This is a genomic window from Vibrio sp. SCSIO 43009 (genome assembly GCF_023716525.1).
GTDB lineage: Bacteria > Pseudomonadota > Gammaproteobacteria > Enterobacterales > Vibrionaceae > Vibrio > Vibrio alginolyticus.
The window spans coordinates 2,572,464-2,589,923 of sequence record NZ_CP071842.1 but is presented as its reverse complement, the minus strand read 5'-3'; the positions used below and the strand labels follow the sequence as shown (position 1 = coordinate 2,589,923).

The following is a 17,460-nucleotide window of genomic DNA, read 5'->3' as shown; positions in this document are numbered from 1 at the left end:
GCTATTTATACGAGCTTACGGCGTAAAAGTAGCTACACCCAGCTCATCTTCGCGACGTGTTTTCGCCATCATCTGCGTTGGGGAAATCACACTACGAAGATCCATGTCTTTTTCAGTACGTACTAGCTCACCACGCAGTGAGTTTGCAAATACGTCTACGATCTTCACATCAACGAACTGACCAATTAGGTCTGCACTACCTTCAAAGTTTACTACACGGTTGTTTTCTGTACGAGCGCGTAGTTCCATTAGGTTTTTCTTCGAAGGACCTTCAACTAGAACACGTTGTTCTGTGCCAAGCATTAAGCGAGAGTAACGCATCGCTTGAGCATTGATAGTTTGCTGTAGTTCGTAAAGGCGCTCTTTCTTCACTTGTTCTGACACATCACAAGGGTAATCCGCTGCTGGCGTACCTGGACGTGGAGAGAAAATAAAGCTGAAGCTCATGTCAAAGTCTACATCTTTGATTAGCTTCATGGTGTCTTGGAAGTCTTTGTCTGTCTCACCAGGGAAACCAACAATAAAGTCTGAACTGATTTGAATATCAGGACGAGCTTTACGCAGTTTACGGATGATCGATTTGTATTCGATAGCGGTGTGAGGGCGTTTCATCATCGTTAGGATACGGTCACTACCACTTTGCACAGGTAAGTGCAGGAAGCTCACAAGTTCTGGCGTATCTTCGTATACTGCGATGATGTCGTCTGTGAATTCTAACGGGTGGCTCGTCGTGAAACGAATACGGTCGATACCATCGATAGACGCAACCAAACGAAGCAGTTCTGCAAATGAACAGATCTCACCATCGTGCATAGGACCACGGTACGCGTTTACGTTTTGCCCCAGAAGGTTTACTTCACGTACGCCTTGTTCAGCAAGTTGGGCGATTTCGAACAGTACGTCATCCATTGGACGGCTTACTTCTTCACCACGAGTGTACGGTACGACACAGTAAGTACAGTACTTAGAGCAGCCTTCCATAATAGAAACGAATGCTGTCGCACCTTCTGCGCGAGGTTCAGGTAGGCGGTCGAATTTTTCGATCTCTGGGAACGAAATGTCCATAACTGGTGCATCATCGGACTGAGATTGTTTGATCATCTCAGGTAGGCGGTGCAAAGTTTGTGGGCCAAAAATAACGTCAACGTATGGTGCACGTTCACGAATATGGTCACCTTCTTGCGTTGCTACACAACCACCTACACCGATAACTACGCCAGGTTTTTTATCTTTTAGTGTTTTCCAGCGGCCTAGCTGGTGGAAAACTTTCTCTTGCGCTTTTTCACGGATCGAACAGGTGTTAAGTAGAAGTACGTCTGCTTCCTCTGGCTCTTCCGTCAGCTCGTAGCCGTTTGCAGCATTAAGCAGGTCGGCCATTTTTGATGAATCGTATTCGTTCATCTGGCAGCCCCAGGTTTTAATTAGCAGTTTCTTACTCATCTCACTTTCGCTCGTTCAGTTGTACTTAAATCGGAGAGCTATTGCTCAAATTATAGCCGCCATCACGGCGGTAAGCGGCGTATTGTACTGCTTTAAAAAGCACCTGACTAGTGATCTAGCTAATTCTCTGCAAAGCCTGATGAAATCTAGTTTTTCGCCCTATGCAGAACAAGGTTTTTTGTTAAACAATTTTGTAAAAATAGCCATGGAAAGTACAATAAAAAACGCCAATTAATCAGCACGATGAAGAGTGAAAAATGAACAAGTATGACATCGCCGTGATCGGTGGCGGTATGGTCGGGGCAGCCGTCGCTGTTGGATTTGCCAAGCAGGGCAGAAGCGTTGTCTTGGTTGAAGGTACAAAACCTAAAGTTTTTGATGCCGCTCAGGCGATGGATATTCGTGTATCTGCAATCTCGCACCAGTCGGTGGAGTTACTTGATTCACTCGGAGCATGGTCAGAGATCAAGAGCATGCGAGTTTGTCCTTATCGGCGGTTAGAAACTTGGGAGCACCCAGAGTGCCGTACTCGTTTTCACTCTGATGAATTGTCATTGGATCAGCTAGGTTACATCGTTGAAAACCGCCTAATCCAATTAGGTCTTTGGCAAGTCTTCTCTCAGTATGAAAATCTAACCGTGATGTGTCCTGAGCGATTAAAATCCATTGAGTTTGCAGATGTAAATCTTGTGACACTAGAAAGTGGGGCGCAGTTTGAAGCTAACTGGGTGATTGGTGCTGATGGTGCAAACTCTAAAGTTCGTCAATTGGCTGGAATTGGTGTAACTGCGTGGGATTACCGACAACACTGCATGTTGATTAACGTGAAAACAGAATTGCCTCAGCAAGATATTACTTGGCAACAATTTACACCTTCAGGCCCACGTTCATTTTTACCTCTGTGCTCTTTGAGTAACGACGATGGTCAAGTAGTAGGCCAAGGTTCTTTGGTTTGGTATGACTCGCCTAAACGTATTAAACAACTGTGTGCGATGGGTAAACCTCAACTAAGGGAAGAAATTTTACGTCATTTCCCTGCTGAATTAGGCGATATTGAAGTTTTACAGTTTGGCTCATTCCCACTCACTCGTCGTCATGCGCAAAGCTACTCAAGCAAAAATTGCGTGTTAGTGGGTGACTCTGCTCATACGATCAACCCGCTTGCAGGGCAAGGGGTAAACTTAGGCTTCAAAGATGTAGACGTTCTCCTTTCGGTAACAGAACACCAAGAAAAGCTGGAAGATACCTTACTCGCGAAATACGAACGCGCACGTCGACCTGACAACTTACTCATGCAGACGGGCATGGACTTTTTCTATAAAGGTTTTAGCAACGATCTTGGGCCATTGAAGTTCGTACGTAATGCTGCATTGAAGCTTGCTGAAAACTCAGGGCCAATTAAGGCTCAAGTACTGAAATACGCGTTAGGTATGTAGTAAGCTACTCAAATCACAGATAGAAAAAAAGCGAGCCATGAGCTCGCTTTTTTAATTCGGCAAATCTAATGATTTCCCGAGTCCAGAACCAAAAAAAGAAAAAACCCAGCAAAGTCATGCTGGGTTTTCCGATAATGGTGCGGAAGGAGAGACTTGAACTCTCACACCTTGCGGCGCCAGAACCTAAATCTGGTGCGTCTACCAATTCCGCCACTTCCGCAACTTAATCTATAGATATCAAGATAATTGGTAAAATCTCAATATCGTTGTATATGGCAGGGCTACCTGGATTCGAACCAGGGAATGGCGGCATCAAAAGCCGCTGCCTTACCGCTTGGCGATAGCCCTACAGCGTAAATAGTCAAAGACTACTTAACCTCTCTTATCGAGAGAAAGAATGGTGCGGAAGGAGAGACTTGAACTCTCACACCTTACGGCGCCAGAACCTAAATCTGGTGCGTCTACCAATTCCGCCACTTCCGCGTATTCTCATAGTGTAGATTAATTTAAGATGGTGCGGAAGGAGAGACTTGAACTCTCACACCTTGCGGCGCCAGAACCTAAATCTGGTGCGTCTACCAATTCCGCCACTTCCGCATCTTAAATCTACGTGACTGATAGCTTATGCTAGCAATCCAATCAATGGTGGCTACGACGGGATTCGAACCTGTGACCCCATCATTATGAGTGATGTGCTCTAACCAGCTGAGCTACGTAGCCATTTTAAACTTTTGATCAAGAATGGTGCGGAAGGAGAGACTTGAACTCTCACACCTTGCGGCGCCAGAACCTAAATCTGGTGCGTCTACCAATTCCGCCACTTCCGCAACTTGAACTGTAGATATCAAGATAATTGGTAAAATCTTAATATCATTGTATGTGGCAGGGCTACCTGGATTCGAACCAGGGAATGGCGGCATCAAAAGCCGCTGCCTTACCGCTTGGCGATAGCCCTACATTGCTCTAATAAAAGAGACTTTAATAATGGTGCGGAAGGAGAGACTTGAACTCTCACACCTTGCGGCGCCAGAACCTAAATCTGGTGCGTCTACCAATTCCGCCACTTCCGCAACTTATTCTGTAGTTATCAAGGTAATTGGTAAAAACCTAAATAACGTTGTTTATGGTGGCTACGACGGGATTCGAACCTGTGACCCCATCATTATGAGTGATGTGCTCTAACCAGCTGAGCTACGTAGCCATTTTAAAACTTTGATCAAGAATGGTGCGGAAGGAGAGACTTGAACTCTCACACCTTGCGGCGCCAGAACCTAAATCTGGTGCGTCTACCAATTCCGCCACTTCCGCAACTTGATCTGTAGATATCAAGATAATTGGTAAAATCTCAATATCATTGTATGTGGCAGGGCTACCTGGATTCGAACCAGGGAATGGCGGCATCAAAAGCCGCTGCCTTACCGCTTGGCGATAGCCCTACATTGCTCTAATAAAAGAGACTTTAATAATGGTGCGGAAGGAGAGACTTGAACTCTCACACCTTGCGGCGCCAGAACCTAAATCTGGTGCGTCTACCAATTCCGCCACTTCCGCAACTTATTCTGTAGATATCAAGATAACTGGTAAAATCTCAATATCATTGTATATGGCAGGGCTACCTGGATTCGAACCAGGGAATGGCGGCATCAAAAGCCGCTGCCTTACCGCTTGGCGATAGCCCTACATTGCTCTAATAAAAGAGACTTTAATAATGGTGCGGAAGGAGAGACTTGAACTCTCACACCTTGCGGCGCCAGAACCTAAATCTGGTGCGTCTACCAATTCCGCCACTTCCGCAACTTGATCTGTAGATATCAAGATAATTGGTAAAATCTCAATATCATTGTATGTGGCAGGGCTACCTGGATTCGAACCAGGGAATGGCGGCATCAAAAGCCGCTGCCTTACCGCTTGGCGATAGCCCTACATTGCTCTAATAAAAGAGACTTTAATAATGGTGCGGAAGGAGAGACTTGAACTCTCACACCTTGCGGCGCCAGAACCTAAATCTGGTGCGTCTACCAATTCCGCCACTTCCGCAACTTATTCTGTAGTTATCAAGGTAATTGGTAAAAACCTAAATAACGTTGTTCATGGTGGCTACGACGGGATTCGAACCTGTGACCCCATCATTATGAGTGATGTGCTCTAACCAGCTGAGCTACGTAGCCATCTTTTGGAGCGAGACAATATAAACCTTCACGCTCTCAGTGACAACCCCTTTTATAAAGGAATCTCACTTGAATAATGGCAGGTCTACCTGGATTCGAACCAGGGAATGGCGGCATCAAAAGCCGCTGCCTTACCGCTTGGCGATAGACCTGCAGGCAATAGTCACAATGACTATTTAAAATATGGTGCGGAAGGAGAGACTTGAACTCTCACACCTTGCGGCGCCAGAACCTAAATCTGGTGCGTCTACCAATTCCGCCACTTCCGCATCTATTCCTAACTGCTCTGATAAAAAGAACATTTAGGAATGGTGGCTACGACGGGATTCGAACCTGTGACCCCATCATTATGAGTGATGTGCTCTAACCAGCTGAGCTACGTAGCCAAAACCATATTTTTTGTTCTCAACGCTTTGTTGCCTTGTCGTTGGGAACGGCGCGCATTATGCGAAGTTGAGTGAGATCCGTCAACAGTTTTTTTTAATAAATTTCGGAAAAAACCTCGTTCGCTTCCTTTTTAAACAAAGAGGCGTGTTTATGATCTAAAACTGGAAATAAATTAGCTTGCAGTTGCGTAATTTATTTTTGTTCATTTACTTAAGGTATTAAAAAAGCCAGCTTAACAGCTGGCTTTTAGTGTAAATGAAGTGTTTAGAATTCATTCATTTAATTAAACATTGAAGCGGAAGTGTACAACATCGCCATCTTTTACGATGTAGTCTTTACCTTCTAGACGCCATTTACCTGCGTCTTTTGCGCCATTTTCACCATTGAATTGGATGAAATCGTCGTAACCAACTACTTCTGCACGAATAAAGCCTTTCTCGAAGTCAGTGTGGATCTTACCTGCCGCCTGAGGCGCAGTTGCACCAACAGGGATTGTCCAAGCACGTACTTCTTTAACACCTGCTGTGAAGTAGGTGTGTAGAGTCAGTAGTTCGTAACCAGAGCGAATTACACGGTTCAGGCCCGGCTCTTCGATCCCCATATCTGCTAGGAATTCTTCGCGATCTTCATCTTCTAGTTCAGATAGTTCAGATTCGATAGCTGCACATACAGGTACAACGACATTGTTTTCTTTTTCTGCGAACTCACGAACCGCATCTAGATATGGGTTATTTTCGAAGCCATCTTCGTTTACGTTTGCAATGTACATAGTTGGCTTCAGTGTTAGGAAGTTTAGGTAGCCGATTGCTGCTAACTCTTCTTTAGATAGCTCAACTGTGCGTGCCATGCCGCCTTCAGTTAGTACTGGTAACAGTTTTTCTAGTACGGTTAGTTCAAATTTTGCGTCTTTATCGCCGCCTTTTGCCTTCTTCGCGTTACGTTGAATCGCTCGCTCACAAGAATCAAGGTCAGCCATTGCAAGTTCAAGGTTGATCACTTCGATATCTTCGATAGGTGAAACTTTACCTGAAACGTGAACAATGTTTTCGTTTTCAAAACAGCGTACAACGTGGCCAATCGCGTCTGTTTCACGGATGTTAGCTAGGAATTTGTTACCTAAACCTTCACCACGTGATGCACCAGCAACAAGACCAGCGATGTCCACGAACTCCATCGTCGTTGGAAGAACTCTCTGTGGGTTAACGATCTTAGCTAGTGCGTCTAGACGTAGATCTGGCACAGGAACCACACCAGTGTTTGGTTCAATGGTACAGAACGGGAAGTTTGCTGCTTCGATACCCGCTTTAGTTAGTGCGTTGAACAGAGTTGATTTACCTACGTTAGGTAGACCAACGATGCCACATTTAAAACCCATGATAGTAACCTTATTCAGCTTTGAACGTGTGGAGGCGATTTTGTGCTTTAGATAGGCCATCCTTAATCAGGATATCTAGACAACGAACAGCCTCATCAGCTGCTGCATCTAAAAGCTCTTGCTCTTTAGCTGGCGCTTTACCTAATACAAAACCCGCCACTTTATCTTTGTGTCCCGGATGACCAATGCCAATACGAAGACGATAAAAATCTTTGTTATTGCCCAGTTTGCTAATGGTGTCACGCAGACCGTTGTGTCCACCGTGACCCCCACCTTTTTTAAACTTAGCGACACCTGGCGGTAAGTCTAGCTCGTCATGAGCAACCATGATCTCTTCAGGTTTAATTTGATAAAATTTCGCAAGCGCTGCGATCGATTTACCTGATAGATTCATGAAGGTGGTTGGGATAAGCAAACGGAGATCCTGGCCATTGACCATAATGCGTCCTGTTAGACCAAAAAACTTTGGTTCGTTCTTCAGTGTAACGTTGTGAACGCGTGCTAATTCTTCTACAACCCAAGCGCCCGCATTGTGACGAGTTCTGGCGTATTCTGGTCCTGGATTAGCAAGACCAACAAGAAGTTTGATTTGTTGACTCAAGGTTAGGATCTCTCTGGAATCTCAAAAAGCGCAGTATAATAGCACAGAAAACTCGCGGTGGGCGACCAAGGGATTTTCTAGTTATCAGTACAAATAAAAAAACACCCCAAAGAGGGGTGCTTTTGAAATCAGTGTAACTGAAATGTTCGTATTAGTTGAACATTGCAGAGATTGACTCTTCGTTGCTGATACGACGAATCGCTTCAGCCAGCATGCGAGATAGGCTTAGTGTTGTCACTTTACCTGTTGCAGCCATCTCTTTAGACAGAGAGATAGAGTCAGTTACGATAACTTGGTCAAGAACTGAGTTCTTGATGTTATCCGCAGCGTTGCCTGAGAATACTGCGTGAGTAGCGTAAGCGAATACACGCTTAGCACCGCGCTCTTTTAGTGCTTCAGCTGCTTTACATAGTGTGCCACCTGTGTCGATCATGTCATCAACGATCACACAGTCACGACCTTCAACATCACCGATTAGGTTCATTACTTCAGAAACGTTTGCACGTGGACGACGCTTATCTACGATTGCGATGTCGATGTCGCCTAGTGCTTTTGCTGTTGCACGAGCACGAACAACGCCACCTAGGTCAGGAGATACCACTACAGGGTTATCTAGACCGCGAGCCTGCATATCTTCAAGTAGCACTGGCGTGCCGAAGATGTTGTCTACAGGTACATCGAAGAAGCCTTGAATTTGCTCTGCGTGTAGGTCGATAGTTAGAACGCGGTCAACACCAACGTTAGATAGGAAATCAGCAACAACTTTTGCAGTAATTGGCACACGCGCAGAACGTACACGACGGTCTTGGCGAGCGTAGCCGAAGTAAGGGATAACTGCAGTGATACGGCCTGCTGAAGCACGGCGCATTGCATCAATCATAACAACCAATTCCATTAGGTTGTCGTTAGTCGGTGCACAAGTGGATTGAATGATGAAAACATCGCTACCACGAACATTCTCATTGATTTGAACTGCAACTTCGCCATCAGAAAAGCGAGAAACAGATGCATCACCAAGAGAGATGTAAAGACGATCAGCAATACGTTGGGCTAGTTCAGGTGTTGCGTTACCAGCAAATAGCTTCATATCAGGCACGGTGGAAACCTCGGGTTTGCGTCCAGTTTAAATAGGTCGGTGTGAGGCTGATTGGTATTCAGCCAAAGTCTCTTTTAATGGCGAAATATTGCGCCCTTGAGCGACAAATGCCGAGACTTTATCAGAGAGTTGTGCAAGGATAGTTTCTGCTTCAGATTTGCTCGAAAATTCAGCAAAAACGCAAGATCCTGTCCCCGTCAATCTTGACGGCGCGTATTGTAGCAGCCAAGAAAGTTGCTTATCAACCTCTGGGTAGAGCATTCGTACAATTTTTTCGCAATCGTTTACGCTTGGCGTATTTAAAAGTGTTTCTAGATCTCGTTTTGGGGTGTTTCGCGTTAGATCTGGATGACAAAAAACGTCGACGGTTGCGATAGATACATTCGGTCTGACGACTAAATACCACTTTTCTTCGGGATAAGCAGGAGAGAGTTTTTCACCAACGCCTTCAGCAAAAGCTGCAAATCCGCGCACAAATACGGGCACGTCTGCGCCTAGTTTTAAACCTATTTCAGCCAGTTCGTCGTCAGTTAGATTCAGTTGCCATAAGTAATTCAGTGCCACTAATGCTGTAGCTGCATTCGATGAGCCCCCACCAATGCCTCCACCCATAGGCAGCACTTTCTGTAGCTCAATATGCGCGCCAAAAGGGCAGTTTGAGTAAGCTTGAAGCGCGGTTGCTGCTTTCCAAATTAAATTGTCTTGAAGAGGCACACCTTCTATCTCTGGAGAAATCGTAATATCACCAGAATGGTTCGCTTGAATGGTGAGCTCATCGCCGTGATCGACGAATTGGAATAAGGTTTGTAACTCGTGGTAGCCATTCTCTGTACGGCCGTTGATATATAGAAAGAGATTCAATTTCGCTGGTGATGGCCAGCGTGTTGAAAGTTCAATCATTGGGTGATGTTCCATTTTGTGATCACTAGATTTATTTTGACATCAGCTGTGGTGAGTTTCAGCTTATTTGGCAGAGGGAGAGACTGTTCATGCCATTGAACGTCGCCATATCGTTGATAAGCGATACTCCAATCATTTAAACCAATTTGTTTGTTTAACGCTTGCAGTGTATTGGTTGGAGACAGTTGGAATTTGTCGGCATCGGTCGGTAGACCTAATAGCCAGTCAGGCATGTGATCGACGGGCATCATCAACCCTGTAAGACGGTAAATCAGCTGGTTAGCACTGCGAGAAGAAAGGACCTGATCATCGTAAGTTTCTACTGTGGCGCCTTGTGGGGTGATGGTGAGCTTTAATGCCGTTTGTCCGAGAATCGTTGTTAAACGCAACTGGCTTAGTGCTGAAGAATGTTTCCAGTAGAAGTTTAAATTTTGTCTTTGGTCTGGGCCAATATAACCAAGTTTCCCCGTTGCTTGAAAATCTTGGATGGTTTCGAGTCGCTGCTCATGAGCTTGCCATTCAACGCTGGTAACACTTTCAGGAACGGACGAACAACCAGCGAGCAGTAAGCTCGACAAGAAAAAAAGAATAAAGGAGCGTAACGTCATGTTTGATGGCTTATTAATCAGTTTCATCGGGAATCGCTCACAACTATAGCATTGAAAAGTCGCACTTAGGAAAACAAATCCGGCTTACCCTTTCAATAAATGCGTGCTTACAGTAAAATTCTGGACCTATTTTATAACCTATCCCAGAGATACCACGTTAGATGTCCTTGCTTGCTATTGGAATTAATCACAATACAGCGTCTGTCGACTTGCGAGAGAAGGTGGCGTTTGGTCCGGATAAACTCGGCCCTGCACTCGAGCAACTTAGAGAGCACGAAGCGGTTAACGGCAGTGTGATTGTTTCAACCTGTAACCGAACTGAGTTGTACTGCGATGTTAAGCAAGGAGCGCGAAACAAGTTGATCGATTGGCTTGCTCAATTTCATCAAGTGAGCCGCGAAGATTTAATGCCGAGTTTGTATGTTCATGAAGAACAAGCTGCAATAAAGCATTTGATGCGCGTATCGTGCGGTCTTGACTCTCTGGTGTTGGGTGAGCCTCAAATTTTAGGGCAGGTAAAGCAAGCATTTTCTGACTCGCGAGATCATCAAGCCGTCGATGCCTCGATTGATAAACTGTTTCAAAAGACGTTCTCAGTCGCCAAACGGGTGAGAACAGAGACAGATATTGGTGGTAATGCCGTGTCCGTGGCTTATGCGGCATGTACACTGGCAAAACATATTTTTGAGTCGTTATCAGATTCAACCGTGCTTTTAGTTGGTGCGGGTGAGACGATTGAATTGGTCGCGAAGCATTTAGCGTCCAACGGTTGCACAAAAATGATTGTCGCGAACCGCACTAAAGAGCGCGCGCAAGGCTTAGCGGACCAATTTGGCGCAGAAGTGATCAGTTTGAACGAAATTCCTGAACATTTGGCGAAAGCGGATATTGTGATTAGCTCAACGGCGAGCCCATTGCCTATTATTGGCAAAGGTATGGTCGAAACGGCTCTAAAGCAGCGCCGACATCAACCTATCTTGTTAGTCGATATTGCGGTGCCGCGAGATGTAGAGTCGGAAGTCGGTGAACTGAACGACGCATATCTGTATTCTGTTGATGACTTGCAATCTATCATCGACAGCAACATTGAGCAGCGTAAAGTCGAAGCGATTCAAGCTGAAGCGATTGTTAGTGAAGAAAGCGCTGCGTTTATGACATGGTTGCGTTCACTGCAAGCCGTCGATAGTATTCGCGACTATCGCAAATCAGCCAACGAAATTCGTGAAGAGTTACTGAGCAAAAGTTTGCAATCTTTAGCGGCAGGCGCAGATCCGGAGAAAGTGCTGCGCGAGCTGAGTAATAAACTCACCAACAAACTGATTCACGCTCCAACTCGCGCATTGCAAAGTGCAGCAGAGCAAGGCGAACCAGCAAAATTAACGATTATCCGCCAAACACTTGGCTTGGATGATCTATAACTCACGCTTTTTATTAAGAAAACGACACTATGAAAGCCTCTATTCTGACTAAGCTAGAAACGCTAGTAGAACGTTACGAAGAAGTTCAACATCTTCTTGGTGATCCTGATGTAATTGGAAATCAGGACAAATTCCGTGCTCTATCAAGAGAGTACTCTCAGCTAGAAGAAGTAACCAAGTGCTTCCAAGCTTATCAACAAGCACAAGAAGATCTTGTCGCCGCTGAAGAGATGGCAAACGAAGACGACGAAGAAATGCGTGAAATGGCGCAAGAAGAAATCAAAGAAGCGAAAGCGACGATTGAGCGTCTTACTGATGAGTTACAGATTCTTCTTCTGCCAAAAGATCCGAACGATGATCGTAACTGTTTCCTAGAAATTCGTGCAGGTGCGGGTGGCGACGAAGCGGGTATCTTCGCGGGTGATCTATTCCGTATGTACAGCAAGTACGCAGAAAAGCGTGGCTGGCGCATCGAAGTCATGTCTTCAAACGAGGCAGAGCACGGTGGTTACAAAGAGATGATCGCGAAAGTAAGCGGCGACGGTGCGTACGGCGTGTTGAAATTTGAGTCAGGCGGTCACCGTGTACAGCGTGTTCCAGCAACAGAGTCTCAAGGTCGTGTGCATACTTCTGCTTGTACAGTAGCAGTAATGGCGGAAATCCCTGAAGCGGATCTGCCAGAAATCAAAGCAGCAGACCTGAAAATCGATACGTTCCGTGCATCTGGCGCGGGTGGTCAGCACGTTAACACCACGGATTCTGCAATCCGTATTACCCACTTACCAACGGGTACGGTAGTAGAGTGTCAGGATGAGCGTTCACAGCACAAGAACAAAGCGAAAGCAATGGCGGTTCTTGCTGCTCGTATCGTTCAAGCGGAAGAAGAGCGTCGTGCCGCAGAAGTGTCTGATACACGTCGTAACCTTCTAGGTTCTGGTGACCGTAGTGACCGTATTCGTACATACAACTACCCACAAGGTCGTGTGTCTGATCACCGTATCAACCTGACCATCTATCGTTTGAACGAAGTGATGGAAGGTGACCTGCAGAGCTTGATTGATCCTGTGATTCAAGAGCACCAAGCAGACCAACTTGCGGCGCTCGCAGAGAACGGCTAATCGATGAGCCAAGTTCAATCGATTGAGCAAGCACTGAAAAGTGCGACGGCGAAACTGGCAGAAGGCGGCAAAGAGTCGCCTTCTCTCGATGCAGCTGTACTCCTTTGCCATGTCCTTGGCAAACCACGAACTTACCTGCTGACCTGGCCAGAAAAAGCGTTAGAAGCAGAGCAAAAATCTCAGTTTGATGCTCTACTTGAACGACGTTTAACTGGTGAACCCGTCGCTTATATTATTGGTGAGCGAGAGTTTTGGTCTTTACCGTTTAAAGTTTCTCCTTCTACCCTGATACCTAGACCGGATACAGAACGTTTGGTCGAAGTTGCACTCGATAAGACCTACGAGCAAACTGGGCCTATTTTAGATCTTGGAACGGGGACGGGAGCTATCGCCATCGCGCTTGCATCTGAAATGCCAAAGCGTCAAGTGATGGGCGTAGACCTTAAGCAAGAAGCGAAAGCACTTGCAGAGTACAATGCTGAGCAGCTAAACATCAAAAATGTGACCTTTGCTCAAGGCAGTTGGTTTGAGCCTATTACAGAAGGTACGAAGTTTGCTTTAATTGTCTCCAACCCGCCATATATTGATGAAAAAGATCCACATTTATCCCAAGGTGATGTGCGCTTTGAGCCAAAATCTGCATTAGTTGCTAAAGAGAATGGCTTAGCTGATATTCGTCATATCTCGGATCTTGCTCGTCAGTATCTTGAAGTGGGCGGTTGGCTGGCATTTGAACATGGTTATGATCAAGGTGAGGCGGTGCGTGAGATAATGCGTGGCTTTGGTTACCAACAGGTCGCTACGGAAAAAGATTATGGCGGTAACGATCGAGTAACACTTGGTTGTCTGGCCAGTTAATCATGGAAGTCAGCAAACACTAACTAAAAAGAGAAGAAAAATGTACGTAGCTCTAAAACACATACACTTAGTGACGATCGCTCTCAGCGCGACGCTACTATCGATCCGATTCGTGTTAATGATGATGAACTCACCGAAGCGAAATAATCGCTTTTTGAAAGTGTTTCCCCACATCGTTGATACTGCATTGCTAGTGTCAGGTATCGCGCTTATTTTCATTACGGGTTTCATCCCGTTTACCGATGCCGCACCGTGGTTAACAAACAAAATCACCTGCGTACTGGCGTACATTGCGCTTGGATTCTTCTCATTGAAACTTGCGAAAAACAACCTACTGAAGATATTTGGCTTTTTCGGCGCATTAGGTTGGTTGGTCATGGCTGCAAACATTGCTGTGTCTAAGAGCCCTACGTTATTTGGATAGACGTCATGTTAGAGTTTTTTGACGAAGATTTTGACAATATACCGTTGGTGGAAGGTGCGCTTGAGCTAAACAAAGCGATTAACCCAGAAACCAAAGTACATTGGGCGAAACAAGAGTTAGAGCGTCTTTACAAAGATGCAGAAGCCACGCTTGTTCATGAAACCGATGAAGAGCAACGATTTGATGCATTCCTACGACTGTTTTTCCACGAGTGGGGATTCAAAGGCGACGAGCAGGAATACTTTATTTCGGACAACAGCTTCATCGATAAAGTGTTGGAGCGCAGAAAAGGTATTCCTGTGAGCTTAGGTTCGATTTTGTTATACCTAGGCAAAAAGCTGGGTTTCCCGCTGAAGGGAGTTACTTTCCCTACTCAGTTCTTGTTAAAAGTCGACTGGATGCATAAGAAGCCAGACTACATCAATCCATTTAATGGTGAGTATGTAGGTGAAAGGATTCTTCAAGCTTGGCTTATTGGCCAGGAAGGACCGCTAGCTCAGCTAAAGCCTGAACATTTTGAGGAAGCTGACAACCCAACAATTATTGGTCGCTGGTTGGCATTGATTAAAAGTGCGATGTTGCGTGAAGAGCATTATACGTTGGCATTACGTTGTACGAATCTTGCTCTAACGTTTGTGCCAGATGATCCATACGAAATTCGTGACCGTGGTTTTATTTTCCAACAGCTAGAGTGCCCTCAAGTAGCGGTATCAGATTTTCAGTACTTTATTGACCAATGCCCTGACGATCCGGCTTCCGAGCTACTAAAATCACAAGTTAATGTGATGAGTGAAACGCACGTCACACTTCACTAATTTTATCGATGTGCCGAACTGTGGCGTATCGTGGACAGAAAAAGAGAATCAAAATGGAACAGAAAATCGTTAATATCGGCGACATTCAGGTTGCTAACGACAAGCCATTCACCCTATTTGCAGGTATGAACGTTCTTGAGTCTCGTGATCTTGCGATGCAGATCTGTGAGCACTACGTAAAAGTAACGGAAAAACTTGGTATTCCTTACGTATTTAAGGCGTCGTTTGACAAAGCAAACCGCAGTTCTGTTCATTCATACCGTGGTCCAGGTCTGGAAGAAGGTATGAAAATCTTTCAGGAGCTGAAAGACACTTTTGGTGTAAAGATCATCACGGACGTTCACACTGAAGCACAAGCTCAACCCGTCGCTGACGTGGTAGACGTTATTCAGCTTCCTGCATTCCTAGCTCGTCAAACTGACCTTGTTGAAGCTATGGCCAAAACAGGTGCGGTTATCAACGTGAAGAAACCTCAATTTATGAGCCCAGGTCAAGTGGGTAACATCGTTGAGAAGTTCGCAGAATGCGGTAACGACAAGATCATCCTATGTGAGCGCGGTTCTTGCCACGGCTACGACAACTTAGTGGTTGATATGCTTGGTTTTGGTGTGATGAAAAATGCTTCGAAAGGTAGCCCAATCATCTTTGACGTAACGCACTCACTACAAATGCGTGACCCATCAGGCGCAGCATCTGGCGGCCGTCGTGAGCAGACAGTTGAACTTGCAAAAGCGGGTCTAGCGACAGGCATCGCAGGTCTATTTATCGAAGCGCACCCAAACCCAGACCAAGCGCGTTGTGATGGCCCATCTGCACTGCCTCTAGACAAGTTAGAGCCATTCTTAGCACAAATGAAATCGCTTGATGATCTGATCAAGAGCTTTGCAGATATCGATATCAAGTAAACGCCAGATGACTGGTGGTAACAAATACTATAGCCAACCGAGTGTTGGCTATTTTTTTATCTGAAAAGCCGTGAATTCTCAAACTTGTTACTGATGAATTTGTTATTGCTAAACAATGCATCATAATTATTAAATCAATGTGTTAGGGTGCACGTGGTTTTCAAATAGATCCAATGCTTAAAATGTGCATCAGTAATCCCAATAAGAAAAAGGTAAATAAATGAATCAGCGTCTGATGATCAAAACTGTTTTGAGTGCCGCTATCTTGGCCTCGTTAGCTGGGTGTGCTACGCAACCTGCACCAGAATGGAATGCCGATACAACCTATAAATTGACCGTATTGCACACTAACGATCATCATGGTCGCTTTTGGCAAAATCGATACGGTGAATATGGCATGGCGGCGCGTAAAACGTTAATCGATGATTTGCGCGAAGAAATACAGGCTGAGGGGGGCAGCGTGTTACTGCTTTCTGGTGGTGACATCAACACAGGAGTACCTGAGTCTGATTTACAAGATGCCGAGCCGGATTTCAAAGGCATGAGCAAAATTGGTTACGATGCGATGGCTCTAGGTAATCATGAGTTTGATAATCCATTGGACGTGCTATTCAAGCAGCAAGAGTGGGCAAACTTTCCGATGTTGTCTGCCAATATTTACGATAAAAATACTGGCAAGCGTTTATTCCAACCATACGCGATGTTTAACAAGCAGGGCATTAAAATTGCGGTCATTGGTCTTACAACCGAAGACACAGCGAAACTTGGCAACCCTGAATTCATTGAACAAATTGACTTCCGTGACCCGAAAGAAGAAGCCAAGAAGTTGATTGCAGAACTGAAAGAAACAGAGTATCCAGATCTGATTTTTGCTGTCACGCATATGGGACACTATGAAAATGGTAATAGAGGCATCAATGCTCCCGGCGATGTGGCGTTAGCTCGTTATTTGAATGACGGCGATCTCGACATGATCGTTGGAGGACACTCACAAGAGCCTGTTTGTATGGAAGGGCCAAACGTTATCAAAAAGAACTTTAAACCAGGTGATGAATGTCAGCCCGATAAACAAAATGGTACCTTTATTGTTCAGGCACATGAGTGGGGGAAATATGTGGGACGCGCCGATTACGAGTTTCGTAATGGCGAACTCTCGATGGTGAGCTACGATCTGATCCCAGTAAACTTGAAAAAGAAAGTTAAAGTTGATGGTCAGTCGCAACGAGTCTTGATCCAAGAAGAGATTAAACAAGACGAAGCGATGCTTGAGTTTCTTCGTCCTTATCAAGAAAAAGGTCAGGGCAAACTAAACGTGAAGATTGCAGAATCTAACGGTAAGCTTGAGGGTGACCGCAATGTGGTTCGTTACCAGCAAACAAACTTAGGTCGATTAATTGCAACGGCTCACATGGAACGTGCGAAAGCAGATTTCGCCGTAATGAATTCTGGCGGCGTTCGCGATTCGATTGCTGCGGGTGATATTACTTATAAAGACGTGCTCACTGTTCAGCCATTTGGCAATATGGTTTCTTACGTTGATATGACGGGTAAAGAGGTATTAGATTATCTAAATGTCGTTGCAACTAAGCCTGTTGACTCTGGTGCTTATGCACAGTTTGCCGGCATTGCGATGAGTATCAATAATGGTGAGGTAACCAATGTGTTTATTGGTAATAAGCAACTTCGCTTAGATGGTAATTACCGCTTTACCGTACCAAGCTACAATGCTGCTGGTGGTGATGGTTACCCTAAAATCGACGATCATCCAGGGTATGTAAATACAGGTTTTACCGATGCTGAAGTTTTGAAGGATTATTTAGAAACACACAGCCCTATTGATGTTAATGAGTATGCCCCTTCAGGTGAAATCACGTATTTAGTTGATACGGCGATTGATCAGTAACCCAACAG

At 45.2% G+C, this 17,460-nt stretch carries 14 protein-coding genes and 20 tRNA genes; 8 read left to right on the top strand and 26 right to left on the bottom strand.

The genetic code is table 11. The features are described 5' to 3' along the window. Window positions 1-15 precede the first annotated feature (15 nt). Entirely contained in the window at window positions 16-1,440 is a 1,425-nt protein-coding gene (gene miaB, locus J4N43_RS12070; protein WP_005373038.1) for a tRNA (N6-isopentenyl adenosine(37)-C2)-methylthiotransferase MiaB, read from the bottom strand. A gap of 257 nt (window positions 1,441-1,697) precedes the next feature. Between miaB and J4N43_RS12065 the strand changes: the two genes are divergently transcribed. Then, window positions 1,698-2,876, top strand: coding sequence for a 2-octaprenyl-3-methyl-6-methoxy-1,4-benzoquinol hydroxylase (locus J4N43_RS12065; protein WP_053350768.1), 1,179 nt, complete (start codon window positions 1,698-1,700; stop codon window positions 2,874-2,876). Window positions 2,877-3,011: 135 nt separating this feature from the next. Here the strand turns inward: J4N43_RS12065 and J4N43_RS12060 are convergent. From J4N43_RS12060 to lolB, 25 genes are all read right to left on the bottom strand, one after another. Continuing rightward, window positions 3,012-3,096 (bottom strand) — tRNA-Leu (locus tag J4N43_RS12060). 53 nt (window positions 3,097-3,149) lie between these two features. After that, window positions 3,150-3,224, bottom strand: a tRNA-Gln gene (locus J4N43_RS12055). 50 nt (window positions 3,225-3,274) lie between these two features. Next, window positions 3,275-3,359 (bottom strand) — tRNA-Leu (locus J4N43_RS12050). A 29-nt stretch (window positions 3,360-3,388) separates the two neighbouring features. Beyond that, window positions 3,389-3,473 (bottom strand) — tRNA-Leu (locus J4N43_RS12045). Window positions 3,474-3,519: 46 nt separating this feature from the next. Continuing rightward, window positions 3,520-3,596, bottom strand: a tRNA-Met gene (locus tag J4N43_RS12040). Between the two features lie 22 nt (window positions 3,597-3,618). Beyond that, window positions 3,619-3,703 (bottom strand) — tRNA-Leu (locus J4N43_RS12035). 53 nt (window positions 3,704-3,756) lie between these two features. Beyond that, window positions 3,757-3,831: transfer RNA gene (locus J4N43_RS12030), tRNA-Gln, on the bottom strand. 30 nt (window positions 3,832-3,861) lie between these two features. Continuing rightward, window positions 3,862-3,946 (bottom strand) — tRNA-Leu (locus J4N43_RS12025). A gap of 54 nt (window positions 3,947-4,000) precedes the next feature. Next, window positions 4,001-4,077, bottom strand: a tRNA-Met gene (locus tag J4N43_RS12020). A 22-nt stretch (window positions 4,078-4,099) separates the two neighbouring features. Next, window positions 4,100-4,184, bottom strand: a tRNA-Leu gene (locus J4N43_RS12015). A gap of 53 nt (window positions 4,185-4,237) precedes the next feature. Then, window positions 4,238-4,312: transfer RNA gene (locus J4N43_RS12010), tRNA-Gln, on the bottom strand. A 30-nt stretch (window positions 4,313-4,342) separates the two neighbouring features. Beyond that, window positions 4,343-4,427, bottom strand: a tRNA-Leu gene (locus tag J4N43_RS12005). Window positions 4,428-4,480: 53 nt separating this feature from the next. After that, window positions 4,481-4,555 (bottom strand) — tRNA-Gln (locus J4N43_RS12000). 30 nt (window positions 4,556-4,585) lie between these two features. Then, a tRNA-Leu gene (locus J4N43_RS11995) sits at window positions 4,586-4,670 on the bottom strand. A 53-nt stretch (window positions 4,671-4,723) separates the two neighbouring features. Then, window positions 4,724-4,798: transfer RNA gene (locus J4N43_RS11990), tRNA-Gln, on the bottom strand. 30 nt (window positions 4,799-4,828) lie between these two features. After that, a tRNA-Leu gene (locus tag J4N43_RS11985) sits at window positions 4,829-4,913 on the bottom strand. A gap of 54 nt (window positions 4,914-4,967) precedes the next feature. Continuing rightward, window positions 4,968-5,044: transfer RNA gene (locus tag J4N43_RS11980), tRNA-Met, on the bottom strand. A 77-nt stretch (window positions 5,045-5,121) separates the two neighbouring features. Further along, window positions 5,122-5,196 (bottom strand) — tRNA-Gln (locus J4N43_RS11975). Window positions 5,197-5,228: 32 nt separating this feature from the next. After that, window positions 5,229-5,313, bottom strand: a tRNA-Leu gene (locus tag J4N43_RS11970). Window positions 5,314-5,353: 40 nt separating this feature from the next. Then, window positions 5,354-5,430: transfer RNA gene (locus tag J4N43_RS11965), tRNA-Met, on the bottom strand. 284 nt (window positions 5,431-5,714) lie between these two features. Continuing rightward, entirely contained in the window at window positions 5,715-6,806 is a 1,092-nt protein-coding gene (ychF, locus tag J4N43_RS11960) for a redox-regulated ATPase YchF (protein WP_005393178.1), read from the bottom strand. 10 nt (window positions 6,807-6,816) lie between these two features. Continuing rightward, complete coding sequence (gene pth / locus J4N43_RS11955; RefSeq protein WP_005384112.1) at window positions 6,817-7,407, bottom strand: aminoacyl-tRNA hydrolase; 591 nt, start codon at window positions 7,405-7,407, stop codon at window positions 6,817-6,819. Between the two features lie 151 nt (window positions 7,408-7,558). Further along, complete coding sequence (locus J4N43_RS11950) at window positions 7,559-8,503, bottom strand: ribose-phosphate pyrophosphokinase (RefSeq protein WP_005393176.1); 945 nt, start codon at window positions 8,501-8,503, stop codon at window positions 7,559-7,561. Window positions 8,504-8,530: 27 nt separating this feature from the next. Continuing rightward, window positions 8,531-9,403 carry a 4-(cytidine 5'-diphospho)-2-C-methyl-D-erythritol kinase gene (ispE, locus tag J4N43_RS11945; RefSeq protein WP_005384108.1) on the bottom strand — a complete coding sequence of 291 codons (873 nt, stop codon included), beginning with the start codon at window positions 9,401-9,403 and terminating at the stop codon, window positions 8,531-8,533. Further along, on the bottom strand, window positions 9,400-10,038 hold the full coding sequence (gene lolB, locus J4N43_RS11940; RefSeq protein WP_017634843.1) for a lipoprotein insertase outer membrane protein LolB: 639 nt from the start codon (window positions 10,036-10,038) through the stop codon (window positions 9,400-9,402). The genes ispE and lolB overlap by 4 nt, the downstream gene beginning before the upstream one ends. A 134-nt stretch (window positions 10,039-10,172) precedes the next feature. Here lolB and hemA point away from each other — a divergent pair, with 134 nt between their 5' ends. The 7 genes from hemA to ushA all read left to right on the top strand — a co-directional run bounded on the left by hemA (window position 10,173) and on the right by ushA (window position 17,452). Then, window positions 10,173-11,429 carry a glutamyl-tRNA reductase gene (hemA, locus tag J4N43_RS11935; protein ID WP_005384104.1) on the top strand — a complete coding sequence of 419 codons (1,257 nt, stop codon included), beginning with the start codon at window positions 10,173-10,175 and terminating at the stop codon, window positions 11,427-11,429. A gap of 29 nt (window positions 11,430-11,458) precedes the next feature. Further along, a complete protein-coding gene (prfA, locus tag J4N43_RS11930; protein ID WP_005382222.1) occupies window positions 11,459-12,547 on the top strand; it encodes a peptide chain release factor 1 in 1,089 nt (362 codons plus the stop codon). Between the two features lie 3 nt (window positions 12,548-12,550). Next, a complete protein-coding gene (prmC, locus tag J4N43_RS11925) occupies window positions 12,551-13,405 on the top strand; it encodes a peptide chain release factor N(5)-glutamine methyltransferase (RefSeq protein WP_017634841.1) in 855 nt (284 codons plus the stop codon). Between the two features lie 40 nt (window positions 13,406-13,445). Next, the gene (locus J4N43_RS11920; protein ID WP_005382225.1) at window positions 13,446-13,829 is read left to right on the top strand and encodes a SirB2 family protein; all 384 of its coding nucleotides are present in this window, start codon (window positions 13,446-13,448) and stop codon (window positions 13,827-13,829) included. Between the two features lie 5 nt (window positions 13,830-13,834). Next, a complete protein-coding gene (locus J4N43_RS11915) occupies window positions 13,835-14,644 on the top strand; it encodes a SirB1 family protein (RefSeq protein WP_005384098.1) in 810 nt (269 codons plus the stop codon). 53 nt (window positions 14,645-14,697) lie between these two features. After that, the gene (gene kdsA, locus J4N43_RS11910; protein WP_005384095.1) at window positions 14,698-15,549 is read left to right on the top strand and encodes a 3-deoxy-8-phosphooctulonate synthase; all 852 of its coding nucleotides are present in this window, start codon (window positions 14,698-14,700) and stop codon (window positions 15,547-15,549) included. A 220-nt stretch (window positions 15,550-15,769) separates the two neighbouring features. Beyond that, window positions 15,770-17,452 (top strand): bifunctional UDP-sugar hydrolase/5'-nucleotidase UshA, encoded by a 1,683-nt coding sequence (gene ushA / locus J4N43_RS11905; protein ID WP_025768955.1) that lies wholly within the window; start codon window positions 15,770-15,772, stop codon window positions 17,450-17,452. The last annotated feature ends 8 nt before the right edge of the window (window positions 17,453-17,460 follow it).